21 protein-coding genes and 1 pseudogene are annotated in these 21921 nt (G+C 60.9%); 9 read left to right on the top strand and 13 right to left on the bottom strand.

All coding sequences use genetic code 11. The annotated features are described in order from the left end of the window. The first annotated feature begins 945 nt into the window (after positions 1–945). Positions 946–2577 (top strand): thiamine pyrophosphate-binding protein, encoded by a 1632-nt coding sequence (locus tag LB529_RS26605; RefSeq protein WP_224638648.1) that lies wholly within the window; start codon positions 946–948, stop codon positions 2575–2577. Positions 2578–4684: 2107 nt separating this feature from the next. Here the strand turns inward: LB529_RS26605 and LB529_RS26595 are convergent. Next, complete coding sequence (locus LB529_RS26595) at positions 4685–4969, bottom strand: hypothetical protein (protein WP_224638845.1); 285 nt, start codon at positions 4967–4969, stop codon at positions 4685–4687. On the opposite strand from LB529_RS26595, the pseudogene LB529_RS26590 reads away from it, so the two are divergent. The 3 genes and pseudogenes from LB529_RS26590 to LB529_RS26580 all read left to right on the top strand — a co-directional run bounded on the left by LB529_RS26590 (position 4883) and on the right by LB529_RS26580 (position 7270). Next, positions 4883–5324 (top strand): annotated as a pseudogene (locus tag LB529_RS26590) (ferritin-like domain-containing protein). The gene LB529_RS26595 and the pseudogene LB529_RS26590 sit on opposite strands and share 87 nt — an antisense overlap. A 482-nt stretch (positions 5325–5806) precedes the next feature. Continuing rightward, positions 5807–6631 carry a Ku protein gene (locus LB529_RS26585; RefSeq protein ID WP_224638632.1) on the top strand — a complete coding sequence of 275 codons (825 nt, stop codon included), beginning with the start codon at positions 5807–5809 and terminating at the stop codon, positions 6629–6631. A gap of 45 nt (positions 6632–6676) precedes the next feature. After that, positions 6677–7270 carry an SOS response-associated peptidase gene (locus LB529_RS26580; protein ID WP_224638630.1) on the top strand — a complete coding sequence of 198 codons (594 nt, stop codon included), beginning with the start codon at positions 6677–6679 and terminating at the stop codon, positions 7268–7270. Positions 7271–7272: 2 nt separating this feature from the next. On the opposite strand, the gene LB529_RS26575 is transcribed toward LB529_RS26580, so the two are convergent. Next, a complete protein-coding gene (locus LB529_RS26575) occupies positions 7273–7512 on the bottom strand; it encodes a hypothetical protein (protein WP_224638629.1) in 240 nt (79 codons plus the stop codon). Positions 7513–7651: 139 nt separating this feature from the next. Further along, positions 7652–7939: a hypothetical protein gene (locus LB529_RS26570; RefSeq protein WP_224638628.1), complete on the bottom strand. Its 288-nt coding sequence runs from the start codon at positions 7937–7939 to the stop codon at positions 7652–7654. A 141-nt stretch (positions 7940–8080) separates the two neighbouring features. Here LB529_RS26570 and LB529_RS26565 point away from each other — a divergent pair, with 141 nt between their 5' ends. Next, positions 8081–8350: a hypothetical protein gene (locus tag LB529_RS26565; protein ID WP_224638626.1), complete on the top strand. Its 270-nt coding sequence runs from the start codon at positions 8081–8083 to the stop codon at positions 8348–8350. A gap of 3 nt (positions 8351–8353) precedes the next feature. On the opposite strand, the gene LB529_RS26560 is transcribed toward LB529_RS26565, so the two are convergent. Both LB529_RS26560 and LB529_RS26555 read right to left on the bottom strand, forming a co-directional pair. Beyond that, entirely contained in the window at positions 8354–9169 is an 816-nt protein-coding gene (locus LB529_RS26560) for a plasmid partitioning protein RepB C-terminal domain-containing protein (RefSeq protein WP_224638624.1), read from the bottom strand. After that, the gene (locus LB529_RS26555) at positions 9166–10728 is read right to left on the bottom strand and encodes a recombinase family protein (protein WP_224712765.1); all 1563 of its coding nucleotides are present in this window, start codon (positions 10726–10728) and stop codon (positions 9166–9168) included. Before LB529_RS26555 ends, LB529_RS26560 begins: the two co-directional genes overlap by 4 nt. Positions 10729–10794: 66 nt before the next feature. Here LB529_RS26555 and LB529_RS26550 point away from each other — a divergent pair, with 66 nt between their 5' ends. Beyond that, positions 10795–11055 (top strand): type II toxin-antitoxin system HicB family antitoxin, encoded by a 261-nt coding sequence (locus tag LB529_RS26550; protein WP_224638622.1) that lies wholly within the window; start codon positions 10795–10797, stop codon positions 11053–11055. A 183-nt stretch (positions 11056–11238) separates the two neighbouring features. Next, a complete protein-coding gene (locus LB529_RS26545) occupies positions 11239–11559 on the top strand; it encodes a YMGG-like glycine zipper-containing protein (RefSeq protein WP_224638615.1) in 321 nt (106 codons plus the stop codon). 64 nt (positions 11560–11623) lie between these two features. On the opposite strand, the gene LB529_RS26540 is transcribed toward LB529_RS26545, so the two are convergent. The 8 genes from LB529_RS26540 to LB529_RS26505 all read right to left on the bottom strand — a co-directional run bounded on the left by LB529_RS26540 (position 11624) and on the right by LB529_RS26505 (position 20580). Further along, the gene (locus tag LB529_RS26540) at positions 11624–12796 is read right to left on the bottom strand and encodes an acyltransferase family protein (RefSeq protein WP_224638614.1); all 1173 of its coding nucleotides are present in this window, start codon (positions 12794–12796) and stop codon (positions 11624–11626) included. Positions 12797–13492: 696 nt separating this feature from the next. Beyond that, positions 13493–13774: a hypothetical protein gene (locus LB529_RS26535; protein WP_224607887.1), complete on the bottom strand. Its 282-nt coding sequence runs from the start codon at positions 13772–13774 to the stop codon at positions 13493–13495. A gap of 400 nt (positions 13775–14174) precedes the next feature. After that, positions 14175–15236, bottom strand: a complete 1062-nt coding sequence (locus LB529_RS26530; RefSeq protein WP_224638613.1) for a site-specific integrase — start codon at positions 15234–15236, stop codon at positions 14175–14177. Positions 15237–15850: 614 nt separating this feature from the next. After that, complete coding sequence (locus LB529_RS26525; RefSeq protein WP_224638611.1) at positions 15851–17155, bottom strand: NAD(P)/FAD-dependent oxidoreductase; 1305 nt, start codon at positions 17153–17155, stop codon at positions 15851–15853. Then, complete coding sequence (locus tag LB529_RS26520) at positions 17152–18135, bottom strand: branched-chain amino acid ABC transporter permease (protein WP_224712764.1); 984 nt, start codon at positions 18133–18135, stop codon at positions 17152–17154. Before LB529_RS26520 ends, LB529_RS26525 begins: the two co-directional genes overlap by 4 nt. Further along, positions 18132–19040, bottom strand: coding sequence for a branched-chain amino acid ABC transporter permease (locus LB529_RS26515; RefSeq protein ID WP_224638606.1), 909 nt, complete (start codon positions 19038–19040; stop codon positions 18132–18134). The genes LB529_RS26520 and LB529_RS26515 overlap by 4 nt, the downstream gene beginning before the upstream one ends. Continuing rightward, the gene (locus tag LB529_RS26510; protein ID WP_224638605.1) at positions 19037–19783 is read right to left on the bottom strand and encodes an ABC transporter ATP-binding protein; all 747 of its coding nucleotides are present in this window, start codon (positions 19781–19783) and stop codon (positions 19037–19039) included. The genes LB529_RS26515 and LB529_RS26510 overlap by 4 nt, the downstream gene beginning before the upstream one ends. Continuing rightward, positions 19780–20580, bottom strand: a complete 801-nt coding sequence (locus tag LB529_RS26505; RefSeq protein WP_224638604.1) for an ABC transporter ATP-binding protein — start codon at positions 20578–20580, stop codon at positions 19780–19782. Before LB529_RS26505 ends, LB529_RS26510 begins: the two co-directional genes overlap by 4 nt. A 126-nt stretch (positions 20581–20706) precedes the next feature. On the opposite strand from LB529_RS26505, the gene LB529_RS26500 reads away from it, so the two are divergent. After that, positions 20707–21441, top strand: a complete 735-nt coding sequence (locus LB529_RS26500; RefSeq protein WP_224629229.1) for a GntR family transcriptional regulator — start codon at positions 20707–20709, stop codon at positions 21439–21441. Continuing rightward, positions 21438–21920 carry a DUF3830 family protein gene (locus LB529_RS26495; protein WP_224638603.1) on the top strand — a complete coding sequence of 161 codons (483 nt, stop codon included), beginning with the start codon at positions 21438–21440 and terminating at the stop codon, positions 21918–21920. The genes LB529_RS26500 and LB529_RS26495 overlap by 4 nt, the downstream gene beginning before the upstream one ends. Position 21921: the final 1 nt, after the last annotated feature.

Below are 21921 nucleotides of genomic sequence, written 5' to 3'. Positions count from 1 at the left end.
GCACCACGTCGCGATCGGTTTATCGCTGCCGACCGCTCGGTCCTTCTCGCCTCCTGGAACAGCTTCGACGTCAAACCTGTCCGTTATCTGCGTGCCGTCGCAGACTGACTGGTCGGGGTTGGCCACCTTGACACACGTGTCATATAGCCGCTGATCTTCAACATGCCTCCGATCGGTTCCAGCCCCCGCCGCTGCATCTTATCTAGGTAGGAACCAACTGCTCGCATGTAACGTTCCGCCAAAGCGTCCGCAGCGGCATTCAATGATATCGCTGCAGCGTCTCGATGCTTGTGCGAGGTCAAGAAGGTGCCGAAAAAGCTGAAGCAGAAAAAAGGGGGCGAATCCAATCCGCCCGGCGTCAAGCCTAAGAGAAAGCCGCCAAGAGATACGCGTGAGAATCCCGCACCAAATCCGGAGAGCGCGGGCGAATTACCCGATACGAACACGCGAGAAGAGGTCGAGGCGATCAGGCCTAATCTTAAGCGTTAGGGCTGCACTGAAAGGACAACTCCGACCGCCAGGACGAAACAACTGCGCGACGGCGAAAGCCGCTCCGAAAGGCGCTGACGACGCTGGACTTGGAAGTGCAGGTGCCTGCGCGCCAAGGCTTGCCGCGACCGGGCTGAGTGCAGTTCGATAATGATCCTTGTGATCGGTGCAGCCGGCAGATTCGGCCGTCATGTTGCTCGCGCCCTCAGGGCATATTTCGAGGAGTTAGCGAACAGCGCCTCTGGTCGAGACCTCTAGTCGCGAACCGGCATCGCGGTCCTTTCCATTTCTGAAGCAATCTCAAGGTGAACCATCCTGATTGAGATTAGTAGGGCAGACTTGCAACGCCCCGCCGGCCAAGGAGTTACTTCGTCAAACGCGGCCGCAATGAGAACTGCCTTGCACGGTGCCGTTCGGCGGAAGCGGCATTCAAGTGTTTTCCATGGAGGTTTTCACATGAAAGTCTACGAAGCTGTCGCGCGGGCAATATCGGACGCAACCGACAGTCCAATCTTCGGTCTCATGGGCGATGGCAACATGGACCTCATGGTGGAGTTCGCGGAACGTCATCGCCGCACGCTCGTGCATGCGCGGCACGAGCAGAACGCCGTGGCGATGGCCGATGGCTATGCCCGTTTCTCCGGCCGGCCGGGCCTCGGTTCCGTGACGCAAGGCCCCGGCTTGACCAACACCGCGACGTCGCTGACAGTCGCGCGCCATCATCGGTCGCCCGTTCTGCTGCTCGCGGGGCAGACCTCACTCGGCGACATGCACAATCCGCAGCGGCTGGATCAGGGCGCTTTCACGACCGCGACGGCAGGCGCCGGAGTGGTGATAGAGAACGAGAAAATGGTTGCCCCCGCGCTCGACGCGGTATTCAGGCATCTACACGCCGGTCTCGGACCATTTGTGCTGAACCTGCCTTACAATGTTCAGACGACAGACCTCAGCGATGATTGGTCGTACGCGCGTCCTTCAGCTCCCATGGCGAGTGAGCCGGAGGAAGCTGCGGTCGACCGCGCCGCCGACCTTCTCCTTCAAGCCGAACGCCCAGCTATCCTCGCCGGACGCGGTGCGGTGCTCGCCGGGGCGGATGCCGTGATCGGAGAGCTCGCAACGGCACTCGGCGCGCCTATCGCAAGCTCTCTCGTTGCAAAGGGAATATGCAGCGACCATCCATTCGCAGTCTGGGTCAGCGGTGGCCTCGGCCAAGGCATCGCCGAGGAAGCTCTCAGCGATTGCGATATTTTGCTCGCGGTTGGCGCGAGCCTCAACCAGTGGACCACGAACCACGGAGAGCTCGTTCGTAACAGGAAGATCATTCAGATCGACGCCGATCCGACCGCTTTCGGGGCGTATGCGTCGCCTACATTGGCGCTATTGGGAGATGCGCGTCTCACCACCCAACGGCTTTGCGGGGCGGTACGCCGCCGTGGCGGCAAGGCGCATGCGCAACCGCGACTGCCGGGCCTCAGCCGGCGCCAGGACTACGCAGATGCCGAGAACGGACACGTCGATCCGCGGCGCGCGCTTGATGTTCTTCAAGATGTACTTCCCCCTGACCGCATCATCGTGGCGGACGGCGGCCACTCGGCCCAGGCGATCTGCCAAAAACTGACTGTCCGAAATCCACGCGATTGGGCCTATTCCTTCGATTTCGCCTGCATCGGCCAAGGGCTCGGTCTTGCGATCGGCGCCTGCTTCGCGCGGCCCGGACAGCGTGTGACACTGGTGACCGGCGACGGCTCGCTTATGATGAACATGGCCGATCTAGATACAGCCGTCCGGTACGATCTGCCGCTTACGATCATCATTCTCAATGATGAAGGCTTCGGACAGGAGCGTCATACGCTGGGACACAAGGGTCTCCCGGAACGCCATGCACGTTATGCCTCGCCTGACTTCGCCAAGCTCGCAGAGAGTCTCGGCGGACGCGGTCGGCGGCTCGAGGGACGGCCCGGCCTGAACGAACTGCGCTCCTGGGTCCGCGATGACGAGCATTCGGGAGGCCTTATCATGCTGGACATCCCGATCAATGGCGCGGTTGAGCTGCCAGTTTCACAGGAGCTCGTCAGACACATTCACTAAGCACAGGCAGCGCCTTCTGCTGAACGAGGTCGCTGAAAATGGCGGCCGCGTGTTGAACGCCATCTGGCAGCCGAAGCATCATGCAATCGATCACCGCCCTGACTATGACCCGCGCGTGAGGGTCGAAACCGGGTATGTGAGCAACCTGGAGTATTTCGAGCGAGCGACGAAACGACACGCCCCGGCGACGCCATGCGGCAGCGTCCGCGCGGCCCGCGTGGGCATGTGAATGCCGGCTGCGGCAAGGATGCCAGCTGGGATTTCGCGCGACCAAAGCAGCCTCTCAAACGCGACCGCCTCGAATCCAGAAGGCAGTCAAGAAGGCCTGCAAAATACTGAACAGGCTCATGTCTGACGTTGGCGATCAGCTCGTCCTGGCGGTCATCGTCGACATAAAGCACCTCAATCATAGGAGTCTCTCCCCGTCGTCGCCGTATTCGTAATAGAACCGTGCGAGGCGTGCTTGCCGCTGGCCACGAACCAGCCGGAGAGCTCCTGGTTGCGGGATCGTATTCGCTTTTCCTGATCCAGGTGGATGGAATGGCGCACCGCGCTGGCTTGCTAATGGCAAACGATCGGAATGCGGCTTTTGTTTCAGGGGCGCGAACTTATAACGCGACGATGGACGACGCGACGTGGACTTGCACCACGAAGACAATAGCGACTTACGATTCGTTGCCGGCACCTTCACGCTGGAGAAGGGCGTCTGGCGAGGAACGTTCCCGATGCCGACCTGCCGAAGTGGGTGTCTTTCTATCGCCAGCAGATGGTATCCTGGCCAGGCGACATCCTACGCAGAGAACATTAAAGCTCTTGAAGCGCTCGTGACGGAACTGCGTGTGCAGCAATGAAAGAGCCCGCACCGGGGGGAGGGCGATGCGGGCTCATGTCGGGAAAATTGCCGAAACCCGACGCGACGCGGTAAAATGCTGGGAGGGGCATGCGCCGCGGCTATCGAACATCGAGTTGGCGGGAATGTTCCGCGGGATCGCTACTTTCGCTGCAGAAAGCGCGCGCTTCTCGCAGGAGCGATGCCCAGCCAGTGCCGATCATCTTGATGAGCTCTCGGGTTTGTTCTTCGGAACCCCCGTCTCCTTAACTAGCCGCCGGACCAAGATCTTTCTTGTCGCTCTTCCATGACCCATGGGAGACCCCATGCATCGCGCCGAACTGATTGTGAGCGGCAAGGTTTCGGGTTTAGATTATGCGTAACAGAAAGTGAAAAAAGCCCGCCGACCGAAGCCGAGGCCATCTTCCCTCAAACTGCTTACGCTCTCCTTTCCCGGATGGTCCGCCCGAGCCCAGGAACCCCGCACAAAGCTCTTTCTAATGCAGTTTTGACTAATGGGCTGTAGCTCGGGAGCATTAACGAGGGGAATTTCCCGGGTGGGCGGCTCTAGCTGGCGTCCTTAGGAATTCCAAAAGCCCGGCTCGCGCATGACACAGGATTATGCGAGCCGGTCCCAGCGTACATTTGCTTGAGAAAAAGCAGAAGATTCATCGCCAATACCTGTCCGGCCGTAACGTGAGGAGTATCATCTAGCGACCGAGCGGCTGTTTTGACACTGACAGCAGTTCCGCCTCGTCCCTGATCCCTGCCAGGTAGTTGGCCAGAAGGCGAGATGCGAGGGCTTCGCGTCGCTCGGGGGACTGATGTTCGACCTTCAATTTGTCGAACACGCGACCGAGCAGCGCTAGGTCCGAAGAACTGAAGATGCCAGCTTCTCGGGCTCTTTGATGAATTGGCACGAGACCCTCTCAAAATCGGATGATCCCTCAAACGCCGTCAAACTCGCCTTTGGTTGCGTCCCATGTCAACAAAAGAAAAAGCCCGCCGGTCAAAGCCGATGGGCAGGTGCTGGAGTAGCCTGGGTGCGCAGTGGCAACGCGCGGGGGCAGGCCGATCACCGAAGCGCGTGCATTGGTAGTGTGCTTGAGAGTTCTGCAAATTCGCTGAGAGAGGGCGATCCGCCGTTCACAGGAGGCCGCGGATCTTTTGTGCATTGGGGGACTGGCGATCGCGAATCCTGCCAAATGAGCTTTACCGGCCCACGGGCCTACCCACCGACGATGAATCGCCCTCCGGGCGGGCGGCACAATCGGATGCTCACTCAGTCTCAGCTCTGCCCGCGAATTGATCGACTGCTCCCGCCATCTGTAGCATGAGCTCGTCCATTGAGATTGAATTGTCCCCGTATGGATAGAACTCCGATTTGTCGCCCTTCTTCCATTTCTGTCGCAGATCGGCGTCCGTGATGTCCCAATCGCGATAGGTCTGACGCCCCAGTTCCCGCAGGTCAGCGTCATGGAAGAGCAGGCCGAAACGATGATCAGCACCCAGGTTAGCCGGCTCCAAAACTACCCCGAATTGCGTGACAGGTTCTCGCTTCATCTGGAGGAAACCCGTCGGCAGGCCAAACGCGTCAGCGAGTGCCTCGAACGTATGGGCGAAAGCACATCGTTGCGAAGGACGCAGGCGCCAAGATGCTCGCGACCGCCCAGGGACTGAGCGGCTTCTTTGTCGGCGACGAAGTCCTGAAAGGCGCTCTCGCAAGCTACACGTTCGAGCACATGGAGATCGCGAGCTATCGAATCCTGAGTGCGACGGCCGAGGAGGCGGGCGATATCGAGACGCAGCGGGTCTGCGAGGGCATCTTGCGGGAAGAAGAGGCGATGGCGGAGTGGCTGAAACCCACCTGCCGAAACTCGTGCACCAATTCCTCGCGCGCCACAGCCAACCTGAGTGACTGCAAAGCACTAGCCGTGAGAGCTTTGGCGACCGATCTTCTTCCTGCTGCTGTATATCACCGCCGATCGTCATCGCGCACGCGTCTTCAATCTTGCTGGCGTTGCGGGGCAAGTACAGGGACCTCCGGGAACCGACCAAGCGCTGTCGACGAGTACGATTCGCCGAACCGGCCCGCCACGCAATAAGTTCGGCCGGTCCTAATAGGGCGAGTGAAACACATGCGCGGCGAAGACTACCTGCGACAGGCGCCATTACAGGGCTTACGCGATGATGGAACGTAAGGCGTCTGGCAGCCTTCCTTGTCGGGTGACGCACCCTCGCCAGATGGCGCGTTATTCTCGGGCTGCCCACAGTCCGAGAGCTTGCCCTTCGTCCCTCGCGGGTGGCAGGCTCAAAAAGCTTATCGATTTCTAGGAAACTGAACGAAGTCGGAACCCCCCCGCGGGTGCCAGTGTTTCTTCACCTAACGGAGGATGAAACATGGCAGCGCCGCGCGCGGTTTGGAAAGGTTTCCTGAAATTCGGATCGGTCGCATGCAGCGTAAAGCTGGTGGGAGCAACCACTGAGGCGGGGAAGGTCCATTTCAAGATTCTGAACCGCGAAAACGGCCTGCCGGTCAAGAGCGCCTATATCGATGAAGGTACCGGCGACGTCGTTCCTTCAGAAGATCAGATCAAGGGCTACGAGGTTGAGAAGGGCGACTTCCTCGAAATCGAGCCGGACGAGATCAAAAAGCTGAAGCTCACGTCGCAGCATACGCTCGACATTGAGGGCTTCGTCGCGATCGATGAGATCGACACGAGGTATCTGGAAAAGCCCTATTACGTCATCCCGGCCGATGGCGCCGCTGTTGAGACGTTTTCGGTGCTGCGAGAAGCAATGGCCAAGAAGCGGGTCGCGGCGCGATCTTGTGTTGTGCTGTACCAGCGGGGCAGGGAAGTCATTATCCAGCCCTTCGGCAAAGGAATGCTTTTGACCGAGTTACGAACCCACAACGAGATGATTTCAGAAAAGAGCATCTTCGACGACGTGAAAAGCCCCAAATACGACAAGGATCTGCTCGAAATTGCCGGGCTGCTGATCGACAAGAAGGCAACAAAGTTCGACCCCTCGAAATTCGAAGATACCTATGAGGATGCGCTGATCGCCATGATCGACGCCAAGCGCAAGGGCAAGAAGCCGCCCAAGCCGGCGCCGAAACCCAGGGAGAACGTGGTGGACCTGGCTGCAGTGCTGAAGAAGAGCCTCGCTGCGGAGGGTATCAAGGGGCGGGCAAACGCAAAGCCCGCGCGAAAATCCGCCTAGCATGGCAACGGACGGCCCCGTTCGTATTGCTTTTGTGGGGACAGCATGTGCAACGACTATGAGCAGCATGTCGCTTGGGCCGAATATTGCCGGACGATGGCTTCGCTGGCGCTGAAGATCCCGGCTCATCAAACTGAACTCGATCTTCCCCAAGCTGATGATATCCGCATCAATGATCCGGCGCCGATCATGCTCGCTGCCGGAGACGGAGTTGAACTTGCGTCGATGACGTTTGGGTTTCCGCCGGCCGGCCCGAAGGGAGGACCGGTGTTCAACTTCCGATCGGAAGGACGTCGTTTCGCCGACAGCAAACGCTGTCTGGTCCCGGCCTCGGCGTTCTTCGAATTCACTGGCACCAAATACCCGAAGGCGAAACACCGCTTCACTCTGAACGGCGCTCCTTTCCTGGCTATCGCCGGGCTCTGGCGGGAAGCGGCCGGCAACAAGCCGCCCACCTTCACCATGTTGACGACCGATCCCGGGCCGGATGTCTCGCCATATCACAATCGCCAGGTGGTCGTTCTTCAGCCCGAAAACTGGTCAGCGTGGCTTGATTTGTCGAGACCGGAGAGAGAGTTGTTGCGACCCTCGCCGGCGGGATCGTTGTCCGTTGAAACGGTACGGCCAGAGCGCGCCTGAGTTCAGTTGCGGAGAGGCTCCGGCACACTGAGCGGTCCAATGTCGAAAATCCGCTGATAGACGCCCTTGCGACGCCAGGCGCCACGTGCGCGTCCATTCTCCCTGTCGCGCTTGGGATCGAACATGATCCCGCCGAAGTGGTCAAGGAATGCGGCGGCGGCATCGCGATCAGCGAAACAATGCAGTCGCCATTGCTCCTGCTTGCCGTCTTCCAGATCGCGATCACGGATCGCGTCCGGCAAGATAGCCCTTGCTCCTCAAGAAACCGCCGGATCAGCGTGAAGTTGTGTGCCGTGCACATGTCGTCGGGCAGCGCCACCTGGTGCGGCATATCGCGATCGATCATCGTTGGCGGCGGAATGCTACGGCTGCGGGCAACCATTAATTGCTCAATTTCCGTCGCCTGGTTTCAAAGGCTTGCTGCAAATCGATGTCGGTCTGGTCGCGCATCGCATCCGAAAGCGATATCGCCAGGTTAAGGCTGTCGGGGTAGATCGCCATGATCCAGGCGGCCGTGAGTTCTGTAATCGCCTGCTTCTGGCTGACATCTGACAGTCCACGCAGGTGCTTTGCCATCTTTTGAGCTGCTCGGTGGATGGCAGGCATTTCGCGCCTGACGGTTGCGTAGATTTCGGGCTGCTCGGCTTCGGTCGCACGTATCGGTTTCATGGTTCTGTCTCCTTTCGCAAACAGTGAACGAAAAGAGAACAAAGAGTCAAGACGCACCTTGACTGCATGGGAATATGTTCCTCATTTCAGAGGATGCCGGAACAACCCGAAAAGTGGCCACGAGGCCAGGCTTGGACGCTGATGCATGCCCATGAGGCAGGGCAGATCGCGCGCATCTCCTGCGGCCATTGCCATATCACACGCCATTACAAACCGATCGAGCTCCGCGAGGTGATCGGCAATGTCACCATAAACCAGGTGCGAGAAAGGGTACGTTGTCAGGCCTGCGGCAAGCGGGAGTGGATGTCGGCGGAACTCTTCCATCCCTACCGACAGGAGCTTGTGAGCATCCGTTTCCGGCGCCTGAAGGAAATACGATGGGAAAGGCGTGTGATTTGGCGCGACGAGTAAAATCTATTTGAGAACCGTCAAGTTATGAAACTCTTCGAAACGACCAGGGAAATTGCGTGCCAGATACCGCACCACTCTGGAATTATCCATCAGCCGGTCAAAATAGCGGCAGGCGGCGACGAGTTCCAGGCTCGCTGGCCCGCGCCGGTCGAGCGCATTCAAAAATGCGCGGCTAAGGTTGGCCAACTCGCACTCCATTTCTCCCCTCCGGTCTTCGGAAAGGCTGGCGAGCTCAGGTTGCGGACGGAAATCTTCAACCAGGAGCGACCGTTGCGTGAGGGCGACGAGCATCTTCACGTAGTTGAGACTGACCGGCCCCCTGGCAATCATTGAGCGCGCAATCTCTATTTGCCGGACCGGAAGCACCGTCCGCAGCAACGCGAAAAGCCCTGCCGGCCCGCTGCAGTCCCTCAGCAGATCGAGGACCTCCGGGCAGATCTCGCCGGCTGAAATCGGATTGGCGTCGGAAGAGATGAGTTGCGATGAGGTCTGCGCAGGCGGCGTGCCGCTGATTCTCCGCGCCAATGTATTTGGCATCGTAGCAAGGCCTTCGGATGCCAACAGGTCGCGGAACTGCCCGTCGCCTGCTATCAGGCGTACCGCCACGGCGATCCTGTCCAAACGTTGCTCCAGTTCTTCCACCTCTGCGATGAAGGCACGCTTGCGCCTGCACTCGGCGTCGTAAATCCTAAGGAACTCGGGAGTGGAACGGCGCATCTTCGGGCGTAGCTGATCGGAGGCCAACGCCCCGACATGTCGGCGGCCGTTGTTGAGGAGAATCTTGTGGGCAGCTTCCCGGCTCAGCCGCTTCGACCTCATGTTGCGCTCTCGACAGCGACCCGCTCCGCCAGAGCAAGCAGCGGCATCAATGTGGGGAAAACATAGGAATCCAGAAGCGCTCCGTTGTGGGCGTGCAGATCACGCTTGCCGGCGATCTCACGGGCCGGAGCAATCAGGTAGTCTCGAATGGTGAGGTCGCCGGGATTCATCCGGATCAGGACATAGATGTCCGGCAACGGTTGCCGATCAGCCTTCACAAACCATCTTGGATAACCGAAGTAGGAGGCTCTGCAGCGCGCTATTGCGATCGCCACAATAAGCTCCTCGTTGATCTGCACGACGCCTGTCTCCGCGTCATAGGCCGCAACCGCGCCTCGCGCCTCGACTGCGGCCAAGAACTCCTGAATCGCCTGCAGCTTCACTGTGTCCAGTCGTCGGTTGACGTAGATGTAGCGGTAGTTCTTGGGCGCCTGGTATCCGATCAGCTCATAGGCTTTGACGAGGGTTCCAAAACGCCACGAGTATCGTTGGGCGGGCGGGCAATCGGGTGCGGCGTCGATGATGAAGGTGGATAGGGCACCACGGCGTGCCAGCAGCGCCTCGAGGGCGACCAACATCTCCTGATCGGACATGTGGCGGTGGATAGTCTTGAGCAAAATCTGTGCGCGCCTGAATAGCTTGCGATCGACGATCGGCTCTAGGACGTTCTCCACCCGAAGCCACTGTTCGGGAGGATTGTGGACCCGATGGCTCTTGAGCCTGGTCGAGCCCCTGTTCCAGACGCTGTTGCCAATGTAGTTCTCGTTGGTCAGCAGCGAGTGGACAGATTCTCGCGTCCAGGGGCGCTCCAGGTCGGTCAGCACGCCGCGCTTGTTGAGCGTTCGGGCAATCTCCAGCTGTGATTTTTTTGTTCTGACAAAGTGGTTGAAGATCCATCGTACAGTCGCGACCTCGTCAGGCGGTCCGTGGATCAGAACGATGCGATCCGTCTGCAGGTTCTTGTACTCGTAGGACGACAGGACGCCTTTGGGACGCCCATGTTGATCGACAAGCAGGCGCCGCAGGCCAAACCCTGCCTTGCCGCCCTGTCGAAAGCCCATCCGGATTAGCCTCGCCTGGCCAATGAAGACTTTCTGCGACAGCATTCTACTGTGCTCAGCAGCCATGCTGCGCTTGATCGCCTTGAGCACATCGGATCCGATGCTGCCGTCATTTGCGAACTGTTCGGCGCAGAACTCGATCCGCACACCTGCCATTTGACATCGATACTCGTATGCAGCGCTCTCATCGATATTCTGGAATCGTCCCCATCGGCTTACGTCGTACACCACGATGGTCTCGAAATCGGCTCTCCCGATTTCGACATCGGCCAGCAACTGCTGAAGGCCGGGACGGCCTTCGAGGTTGAGCCCACTGCGGCCTGCGTCCTCGTAGGTGGCGACGATGTCGTAGCCCATGAGGTCCGCATAGTCGCGGATGGCATCCCGCTGATTTTCGATCGAGTAGGCCTGATACTCAGTCGACATACGCAGGTATTGCGCAGCGCGAACCCTTCGCCTCCCCGCAGGCGGATTGCCACCCTCTGCAAACTTGTCCATCGCCTTGCACCTTGGTGCCGGCAATTTAAACTAGCGGTCGATCGCCCTCGAGCAAGGGAAACTGAGATGCAGCAACATGTCGGGCTGGTCCATCAGGAAGGCGACAGCGACTACGGCGTGTCATTTCCCGACTTTCCCGGGCTGATCACGGCCGGCGCCACTGTTGACGAGGCGCGCGAGCTGGCCGAGGAAGCCCTGGCCTTTCACGTCGTAGGAATGATCGAGGACGGCATAGCGGTTCCGCAACCTACGTCGCTCGAGCACATCGAGGCAAATCCGGACCATCGCAGCCAAGCTTCCATATTGGTGCGCTTGAAGATCCACTGAACGCGCGGCTGGTCACCATCGCCCGCATAACTTTCCCATTTGGCAACCATGGCGTTCAACCGGCGGGAAACTGTGATTCACTTCGTGAGCGGGGTCTGCCGCCGTTCCGCCGCAATGCGACCGCACTCGGGGTTTTGTTCGCCCCAGCCTGTCAGTCCTCGGGGCTTCAGAGGAGTTCGAGTGATGTTTATCAAGAAGGCCATTCTCGCGGTACTAATGGCCGCGGCGCTCGCTGGCTGCGAGACGCAGACCGAAGGCCAGCAGCGTGCCACCACCGGCGCATTGCTCGGCGGCGCCGGCGGCGCGCTGGTCGGCCAGGCGATCGGCGGCAACACCAAGAGCACTGTCATCGGTGCTGCAAGCGGTGCCCTGCTCGGGGCGGTTGTCGGCAGCGCCACCACGCCGACCGAGCCGCGCGGCGGCCAGCTCTGCCGCTATCAGGACCGCTACGGCCGCATCTATACCGCGCCCTGCGACGACCGGTACTACAACGGCAATTATTGATTATCTGGATTCTTCCCGCTGACTTCGATCGGCGGGAGGAAGTCCACCCGAATGCCGGGCTTGATCATTCAGCGGGGCTCGGCTTCAGCACCGGCTTCCTCCGGGGGAACCAGCGCAAGACCGTGCGCCCGAGTTGCTGGCCAGGCATTTCGATGACCCTGTAGGTGACGAAGGACAGAAGGCAGACCACCGGCAGCACGATCGCCAGCACGATGGCGAGGCGCAACGGCGCGGCAAGGCCATCGCCATAGCGGGCAATGACGAATGCCGCGACGGGCTGCAGCACCAGCAGGTGGATGAGATAAATGCTGTAGGACAGCTCGCCCAGAACATGAAAGACACCGCGGCCCAGCGCCACGGCGACCTTTTTCGCCACGACGCCCGCCAAGCCGGGCAGCATGCGGTAGAGGACAAGGGCAAAGAAGCCCAGCACCAGCACTTCGCGTATCAGGAATTTCGAAAGCCCGTAGCCGTCGCCAAAGGGAATCGCAGCAAGCGCCATGGCCAGGGCCAGATGCAGCAGTGGCCTCGGTCGGCTTTGTGCCAGGACGCCCGCCAGCAGCATGCCGCAAAGAAACACCTGGATCTTCAGCGGCAGGAAGGACGGCATCGGGAAATGGATCGACAGCGACTTGAGGATCATCACAGCCAGGCTGCCGATCGCCGCCACGAGTATGGCGCTCCATATCCAGTCGAAGCGGCGCACCAAAAGCATCAGCGCCGGGAAGACTGCGTAGAACTGCATTTCCAGGCCAAGGCTCCAATCCGGCAGCGGCGTCCGGTAGGCAAAGTTCGGTGACAGGCCGAACAGAAATGTCAGGTGGGCGGCGATGTTCTTCAGGCTGCCGTCGAGAAACCGCTCGGGCGCCTGTGGCGCGCGCTGCAGGAAGGCATCGATGACTATTCGCGATTCATAGAGATAAGGCCCCAGCGCCAGCGCGAAGAGCAACATGACGTAGAACAGCGGCGCGATACGAAAATAACGCCGCGTCCAGAATTTCAGCCAGGTCTCAGGCCGTTGCCAGGGCTCCTTGGCCTGGCGCAACTGATAGTGAAACACCATCAGAAATCCGGACAGCATGATGAAGAGATCGACGCCGAGCGCAGGGTCGCCAAGCACCGGAATATGCCAGCCGGTCAACAGCAGACAGTGACCGACCAGCACCCACAGCGCGGCGGCGGCGCGAAGGCCATCCAGGCACTCGATGCGTGATGACGCGGTAAGGCTATTATTCATGCTGCAATGCAGCATGGCGAGCGAGCCACGAATGTCAACCCGCGATGTGACCAGAACAAGCCGGCGGCAACCGCTGGGTTGGCGCTCTACAACAATCTCGTTGCGAGACGGGAATTGGCTGGACGCCCGCTCGGACGTTCGATGCTAAGGCCGAAGCGCTGCGGCTACACGCCGAGATAAGCCACTCGCTGCTGGATATCGTCCTGGATGCCGGACATATGGTGCATCAAAGCAAGCCGCAGGCGGTTCTAGCCATGATTGATAACATTGCGGCTCTCGCGAGCGTTGCCGACCCTGTCTTTGGAACCACTCGATGATGCGACAGCTCCAAGCGCGCACCGTCGGGTTTCGATCGGTGGCGGCTGCGAGCCCACAGGGGCGGCCGCCAAATAGGTAGTGAAGATATTTTTTTGCGTATTTTGTAATGACGTGCTCGCGACACCCAGAGTTGTGGCAGCGTGGGTTTTCGCTGCCACGAGATCAGTGTGGATTGCCGGCTTTTGGACGGTAGCAGCAGCACTGCTTTGCAAGGGGGTACTTCGGGCTGCTTATGGGCTGAGATCCCAAGGACCGCGCGTTGGCCAGCCGGGCGCACAGGCCGAGATAACGCTTCTAAAGACCTCCCTGGCGCTCGTTCCCATTGATCGTAAGATCAGCTCTGCGAGAGCTGTTGCCAGTCCTCCAGGCCGCCTCGCGCTATGGCTGGAGAAGTGCGCCACCATATTGCGCCCAAAGGTGTTCGCAGTCCCATATCCTCAAGCTTGGCGCTCCTGGTTCCCCATATAAGACCATTGCACCGCGAACGTCGTATCCAAGCACCGAGGCATTGGCGACAAACTGGATGGCGCGCCCTAAGCTGATGGCGCCGATCCGGGCTTCAATTTTGCTGGTGAGGTCGATCACTCCGAAGATTTCCGCATCCGTGGCTCTGCCGGCCAAAACAGCCATCGAGATCGCATCGTCCAGGGCAAGGAGCATCGCGTGAGTCCCCGTAAGCAGCGCTTGCTAACTTCGATAAGCGAAATTGGTTCCGCGTCCTGCATGAATCTGAGATCAACCTTCAGTTTCCGTCGCCTGGTGGATATCCGTTAGGGGGAGCGAGTGATCTGGCGCTATGAGTAAATGAACAGCGGGAGCGGCTGCGACACTCTGCTCGGTGGGCCAGGACGAGTCGGGGCCTAACAGTCAAGGAGGCCGCTCAGCGTTATCGCGGAGAACGCTTTTTACCCGTGTCCTTCGCCGGCTTAACTCCCCGGCTTGCGGCGAAGATTTGCTAGCCGGGTATCATTTGACGCCGGCCTCGGAAACGGTCCTGGACGCCGACAGGCTTGCTTACAACAACGTCCGAACACCATAAAAGGTGACCAGGTCTCGCGGGCTACGCCATCCTCGCTGTGGGAATATTGTGAAGCATTTCAGGCTTCAAATGGGTGTATCGTTTCAACATCTTCCAGTCCTTGTGCCCGGTAACCAGTGCTACTTGTTCAATCGTGAAACCCGCCTCGAAAAGGCGGCTTGTGCCCTCATGACGCAAGTCATGGAAATGGAGGTCGTGGATGCTCAGGACAGCGCATCCCCGACGGAAGGCGGTCCCGACTGATTTGTGATTGAATGGGAAAATTCGATCATCGTCATTGCTTCGCTTTGCGCGCTGTTCCTCAAGGATGGCCCATGCGTCGTACCCAGTTGCCGCGAATAGCGGTATGCGCTGATTATTGCCATTCTTGTTGCGCGGGTCTTTCCGGTCGCGGATGAGAAGCATCCGCGTGCGAGAATCGACGTCAGACCAACGCGCTTTGCAGATCTCCTCCTGCCGCATGGCCGTAGCGACGGCAAAACGTATGATGCGACCGACGGGCGCTATCTGCAAAGGGTTTGAATTGAAGTGGGCGATGAGCCTGTCGAGTTCATCCTGGGTAGGCCGCCTGTCGCGCTCACATCCCTTGCCGACAAGGCCGAGGCGCTTAAGTGCGATGCGCGCGAGATCCACGGGTTCGACCTTGACCGGTAGGCCATGGACGGCCGCAGCATGAGACAGGACAAGCTTTATAAAGCCGATGTCAATGCCGAGAGTCATCGGTCCAGCACCTTGCGCGGCCCGGTCACGACCAAAACGAATGAGCCGTTCGCGATCGAGCGCCGCGACGTGGCACTTCCCCAGATCTCTTTTCAGCATCGCGAGGGCCGCAGCCTTGGAGCGGCGAGGGGACTTGCCTACATCGCACATGTCGTCGATATGAAGGTCAATGAGTTCGCCGAAAGTTTTCAGGCGCGCTATACGGGACTTGGTCGGCGTCTCACCGCGATCAACTTGGCGCTCGGTTTCGGTTGCCCAGCGCCGTGCGTCGTCACGGCGCAGGAATGTCTCGCTCGCGTAGCGACCTTTGCGACGGACTTGCACGCGCCAGGAACCGGACGAGAGCTTTGTGTAGGTGGCCATTTTTTCGTGTGCGCTCCCTGTGCACTGAGAGATCGAAACCTGGCGAAAAGGGTCGTATTCTGGCGTAAATTCGTGTGCACTCGGCACCATCTAACGGTTTGATACTAAAGAAAAATGCTGAAAAATCAAGAGCATAGGATGGCCGTTGCGCCCATGATGGATTGGGCAGATAAACACTTAATATCAAGTAGTTACCGGAGGTCGTGTGCAAAAATCGCACACGAAAGTTCTGCTTCTCTTCTTTTTTCGTTCTCACGACGGAGCCGCCGACAGCCCTATTAGGACGCCCTTCTGCTGACGATGTTGGCCGCACTATCGCGGACGTTCGCTGCGGTATCCGTGGGCCTTAGTGTCCGATGCGGCGTCCAATTTTCCTGGGTTCTTGGAAGCTTTTCGAGCTTTCTGGGTCGCGCCTCGGCCCGAATTGCGGGTGCTTAGGGACAGTATGGGATAATAGACACGGCTTTTGGATAATTTATGAGGCATCAAACTTTTGGCGCGTTCGCCTTCCTTCGACCGCGCAGCTGTCGCCAGCGGCGGTCGCGGCCAAGGGCGTGCCGGCGCAACACACGACCGCGGCAAGCGCATTGGTCCCGCGGCAGGCACGGTTCGGTCTAGGCCTTCTCGTCCATCCGGTCGCGCAGCATGCTCCAGCCGAGCAGCATTTTGGGCGCATGCCGCAGCAGGGCGTGGAACGGGATCCGCGCCGGCGGCGCGAAAGGCAGCTGCAGGTCGCGGGCGTCGGTTCCAGCGCCCCAATCGGCCAGTACCTTGCCCATCGCCGTCGTCATGGCGATGCCGCGTCCGTTGCAGGCACGGCCGGCGATCAGGCCGGGGCCGAGGTCCAGGAGGTGCGGCAGGAAATCCGGTTCGACGGCAGCTATCCCCGACCAGCCATAGGCGAGCGGGGGCAGATCGGGCAGATCCAGATGCGTAGAGAGCCGCCGCCAGATCGTTTGCGGCACACGCGTATCGGCGCCGGCGCCCAGAATATGCATTCCGCCGCTGATCAGCCGGTTGTCGGCATCGAAGCGGAAGGTGAAGAGATTGCGTCTGGTGTCGCCGACGCCTTGCCCACCGGGAAGCAGACGCGCGCGGATGTCGCGCGGCAGGGGCCGCGTCGCGATCTGGAAAACTTTCAGCGGGAAATAAGTCCGCTCAAGCGACGGATTGAGCGATCCGCCATAGGCATTGGTGGCGATCAGCACCCTGGCCGCGCGCACCGTGCCGGTTGGCGTTTTAAGCGCCCAGCCATCGGCCCTTCGATCAACCGACGTGACACGCGTCCGTTCGAAAATCCGCGCGCCGGCGCTTCCCGCCGCGTCGGCCAATCCGCGTGCATAGGCGACGGGATTGAGCACACCGCCTGAATGATCCATCCATCCACCGAAATAGCCGCGCGCGCCGGTCAGCGCTTCGACTTCCCGCCGGTCCAGGGTGACGGCGGGTCGGCCGCGCCGCGACCATTGTCCGGCACGGGATTTAACCTTCTCCAGGGCGGCCGGCGAATGCGCCGGCTGGATCCATCCGTTCTGCACCGCGTCGCAGTCGATACGATGCTGTCGGATCAGGCCGAACACGAGGTCGGCACTGCTGGCGGCGAAATCGATCAGCCTCTCGCCTCGTTTGGGGCCGAGATATGCAAGGATGCTGTCCGGATCCAGTTTGGCGAAGTTCGGCACGACGAAACCGGCATTCCGGCCGGTCGCGCCCCAGGCAATGATTTCGGCTTCGAGAACGGCCACGGAAAGTCCTTTCCCGGCGGCGTGCAGCGCAGTCGAAAGGCCGGAGAAACCACCGCCGACAATGGCGAGGTCGGTATCGATCTCGCCATGCAGGGGAGGCCGCTCGCGATGACTGCGGCTGACGGCATGCCAGAGCGAAGTGCCACGTGCGTCCTGCCGGATCGCGGCATTCATGAGCCAGAGCCGCTCTTGGCAGCGGCCAGCTTCGCCCGTTTGCCGAAGCGCGGCCGCTTTGGCCTGTCGCCGAACAGTCCGTTCGGCCGGACCAGCAAGATGACGCAGAGCATGACGCCGATGGCGACGATCTGCAGCGAGGCGGCGCGAGCCTGCTGCTCCGGCGGAAAGAGAAAGCTGGTCAGCGTGCCTGATCCAGCCCAGATCGCCCAGACCAAGATGCTGCCGATGACGCCACCGAGATTGCTGCCCGAGCCGCCGACGATCAGCATCACCCAGACCTGGAAGGTCAGGATCGGCAGGTAATTGTCCGGCGCGATGAAGCCGGTGAAATGCGCCTGAAGTGCGCCGGCCAGCGCCATGATAGCGCCGCCGACGGCGAAGGCCTGGACGCGGTAGAAGCTCGCGCTCTTGCCGAGCGAAATCGCCGCTCGTTCGTCCTCCCGCAGCGCCTTGAGCACACGGCCCCATGGGCTGCGTGACAGATGCTCCAGGGCCAGATAGGTGATCAGCGTGACAGCCGAGACGACAGCAAGGTTCGACAGATTGAACAGCAGCGGAGTTTCGGCGAGGCTGCCGAAGGGACGCGGGATGAAACCGATGCCGAACGGCCCGCCGCTCAGCTTCTGCGCGTTGAGTGCGACCAGTTGCACGACCACCGCGACACCGAACGTGGTGATCGCTAGATAGTCGGACCGCAGACGCAGCGTCGCTATGCCGGTAAGGGCTGCGGCAACGCCGCCCACCACCATGGCGCCGGCCCAGCCGGCAAGGATCGGCAGGCCGAAACCGCCAAGGCGCGCGGGGTCGTCCGGTGTCGTCAGCAGCGCCGATGTGTAGGCGCCGATGGCGACGAACCCGGCGAGGCCGACGTTGAATAGGCCCGTCAGCCCCCACTGCAAATTGAGCCCCAGCGTGACCAGCGAGAAGATCAGCGCCGTGCTCAGGAAGAAGGCGCCATAGCCGATGAGATCGATCATCTTTCCCCAACTCCGAAAAGGCCGATCGGCCGCACGAACAGCACCGCCATCAGGATGATGAAGGAGACGGCGGCGCGCCATTCGGCACCGATCAACTGCACCGCGCCGGCTTCGGCGAGCCCGATGATCACGCCACCGACTACCGCGCCCGGGATGCTTCCGATGCCGCCAAGAATGGCGGCGGCGAACATCGGCAGCAGCATGTCGAAGCCCATGAACGGTCGGATCTGCACCAGAATGCCAATCATCACGCCGGCCACGCAGGCAAGCGAGCCGCCGACGATCCAGGTGACGCGCACCACCTTGGCGACGTTGATGCCGACAATGCGGGCCAGCGCCGCGTTCTGGCTTAGCGCCTGCATCGAGCGGCCGGTCTGCGTGCGAGTCATCAGCAGATGCACGCCGAGCACGAGCACGGCGGTCAGCAGCAGCAAGGCGATCTGGTCAGGCGTGATGCGGATGCCGAAGCCGATCGGCATGGCGATCTGGATCGCGCGGCTGAAATAGGTCGGCCGTGAGGTGAAGGTGAACTCCAACAGGCTGCGCAGCGCCATGGAGGCGCCGAAGCTCGCCATCACGACGATGATTGCCTGGCCTTGCGAGCGCAGCCGCGAGAACAGCACCTTGTCGAGCAGGAGCGCCAGCAGGGCAGTGAACGCCATGCCGACGACCAGGGCGACAAGCAGCGACCAGCCGAAGGACAGTGGCCCGATCGGCGCCACCTTGCCGAAGGTCGCGCCGATGGCGCTGACCACGGCCAGCGTCGCATAGGTTCCCCAGGCCATGAAGTCGCCATGGGCGAAGTTGGAGAAACGCAGGATAGAATAGGTGAGCGTCACGCCAATGGCGCCGAGGCCGATCATGGAGCCGGTCAGCAATCCGTCGACGATGAATTGCAGGCTCATGCCGCGCCTCCCTTGTGATGTTGGGAGCGCTGGCCGAGATAGAGTTCGGCAACGACAGGATCGCTCCACAATTCGGAGGCGACGCCCTCATGCCGGTCCTTGCCCTCGACTAGGACATAAGCGCGGTCGCCGATGGCAAGCGCTGCCTTGGCGTTCTGCTCGACCAACAGAACGGTGACGCCGGATCTGCGGATGCCGGCCAGCATCTCGAACACGACCGACACGAATTTTGGCGACAAGCCGGCCGACGGTTCGTCCAGCACCAGTACCTTGGGGTGGACGATCAGCGCCCTCGCGACGGCGAGCATCTGCCGTTGCCCGCCGGACAGATTGCCGGCGGCGGTGCGGCGCTGGCGGACGAGGTCGGGGAAGGCGGCATACATCTCCTCGATGCGGGCGGGGATTTCCCGCCGCTCGAGGATGCCGCAGGCTACTTTGAGATTGTCCTCGACCGACATCAGCGGAAAGATGTTTTCGGTCTGCGGCACGAAGGCAAGGCCAAGCCGCACCATGGTGTGGGCGGGTGCTGCGGTGATGTTCTTCCCGTCCAGGAAAACCGTGCCGCCGGTAATCGGGACGAGGCCGGCGATCGCCTTGATGAAGGTGGACTTGCCGGCGCCGTTGGGCCCGAGGACGACGACGATCTCACCCTTGCCGACCGTGAGCGAAGCGCCGCGCACGATCGGCATGCCGGGTTCATAGCTGGCTTCGAGATTGCGGACATCGAGGACGGTCTCGCTCATGCGGCGCCTCCCAGATAGGCTTCGATGACGCGCGGATCGCGCGCGACTGCTTCCGCCGTGCCCTCGCTGAGCAACTGACCGCTCGCCATTACCAGGACGCGGTGGCAGAGCCGCGCCACCATGTCGATATTGTGTTCGATCAGCAGGAAGGTGATGCCTCGCGCATTGATGTCGTGGATCCGATCGATGATGACCTCCAGGAGCGTCGCGTTGACGCCGGCCGCCGGTTCATCGAGCAGGATGATCGCCGGGTCGGCCATCATGACACGGGCGAGTTCGAGCAGCTTGCGCTGGCCGCCGGACAGCACGCGCGCGGGCTCATACGCGAGGTGGGTGAGGGCGACGAGCTCCAGCAGTTCGAGCGCCTTTGTCCGGGCGGCTCTTTCCTGCGCCGCCACTCGCCAAGGCGTGACGAAGTTGGCGAGCAGCCGTTCACCGGTCTGTCCCTGCGCTGCCAGCAAGATATTTTCGATCAGCGTCAGATTGGGCAGCGGTCGTGGAATCTGAAAAGTGCGGCCGAGCCCTCTCCCGATGCGCAGGTGAGCGGCTTCACCGGAGATGCGCGTGCCGTTGAGAAAGATATCGCCGCTGTTCGGCAATATGCTGCCGGCCAGCAGATCGAACATGGTCGTCTTGCCGGCACCGTTCGGTCCAATCAGGCCAAGGATTTCTCCGGCGTTGACATTAAAGGAGACATCGTTGACGGCGACGAGACCGCCGAACCGCCTGACGACGTTCCTTGCCGTCAGGACCGGCGCACGGCTCTCCCGCCCCTGCCGTCTGGTTGCCTCGCTCATCAAACCCTCTGGCCGAAGACGCGCGTCGTCGCCCCCGATTTTGATTTGTGATCACACTTGCTTTGATCACGCTATTCGGCTTTAATTTCCTCCGCAAGCCGAAAACCGGGCCCAGAGCGGAATTCCATGCACAAGACTGCCATCGAAAGGAACAACGAGGCGATCGCGGCCCAGCTTGCGCCGGTGGGCCGCGAAACGGTGCAGGATCGCGTCTATTCCGAACTGCGACGGGCCTTGATTGGCGGCCTGTTCGAACCAAGCCAGGTGCTGACCATCCGCGGTCTGGCCGATGCGCTGGTCACCTCGACGATGCCGGTGCGCGAGGCCCTCGGGCGGCTGATCACGGAAAAGGCGCTGGAGGCGTTGCCCAACCGTTCGGTGCGCGTGCCGCCGATCACGCTGGATCGCCTCGACGATCTCTTGCGAGCCCGCATCCTGATCGAAGGCGAGGCGATAGCGCTTGCCGCCGCTCGCATGGTGCCGCGCCAGATCTCCACAATCGAAACCATTCTCGGCGAATGGGATGAGATGCGGGCGCTGAAGCACAAGAAAGATGTCGACCGCGAAGTGACGCTCAACCAGAGCTTTCATTTCGAGATTTACCGCTCCTGTGGCTCGGCCGTACTGATCCCGATGATCGAGAGCCTGTGGCTGCAATCGGGGCCATGCATCCGCGTCGCCATCTACGCCTTTTCGGAAGCCGGTGAGGTCGACACCGCCCAGTATCACCGCCGCATTGTCGAGGCGCTGGCCACGCAGGACGCACGGGCGGCGCGCGACGCGCTGGTCGCCGACATCAGCCGGCCCTTCACCTTCTTGCGCAGCAAGCTGCAATCCGCGGCTGGGAAAGATCAGACATGACCTTTATCCAGATCACCGAGCCACGCTCGAAGCTTGCCGTCACGGCGCTGTTACTGCCCGAGAAGGCGCCGGAAAACGCCGCTTTTCTCACCGCGTATCTCGCCACGCCACGCGTCGTCCCAGGCATCCACGCCATGTGGACTGGACCTGAAATTTCCTGTCCGCTTCCATCAGCCGACCTCGAAGGCCAAGCCTATGCCCGGCCGCTGCCGGCGGAGAACGCGACGCTGACGCCGCAGCCCGGCGATATCGTCTTGTCCTACGTGCCGCCGCACATGTGGGGTGGCAACCCCAATGCCATCTTCGACATCGGCCTGTTTTACGGGCAAGGGGCGCGGCTTCTGTTCCCGATCGGCTGGCTGGCCGGCAGCGTGGTGGCGCAGGTGCGCGCCGAAGAGAGCGATCAGTTCGCCGCCGCATGCGGGGCGATCCGCCGCAACGGCGCCTGCGATATCAGCTTCACCGTGGTGGAGGCCTGAC

The organism is Mesorhizobium sp. CA5, from assembly GCF_020165105.1.
Taxonomy (GTDB): Bacteria; Pseudomonadota; Alphaproteobacteria; order Rhizobiales; family Rhizobiaceae; genus Mesorhizobium.
The sequence above is the reverse complement of the archived record's forward strand: the minus strand, read 5'-3'. Positions and strand labels throughout refer to the sequence as shown.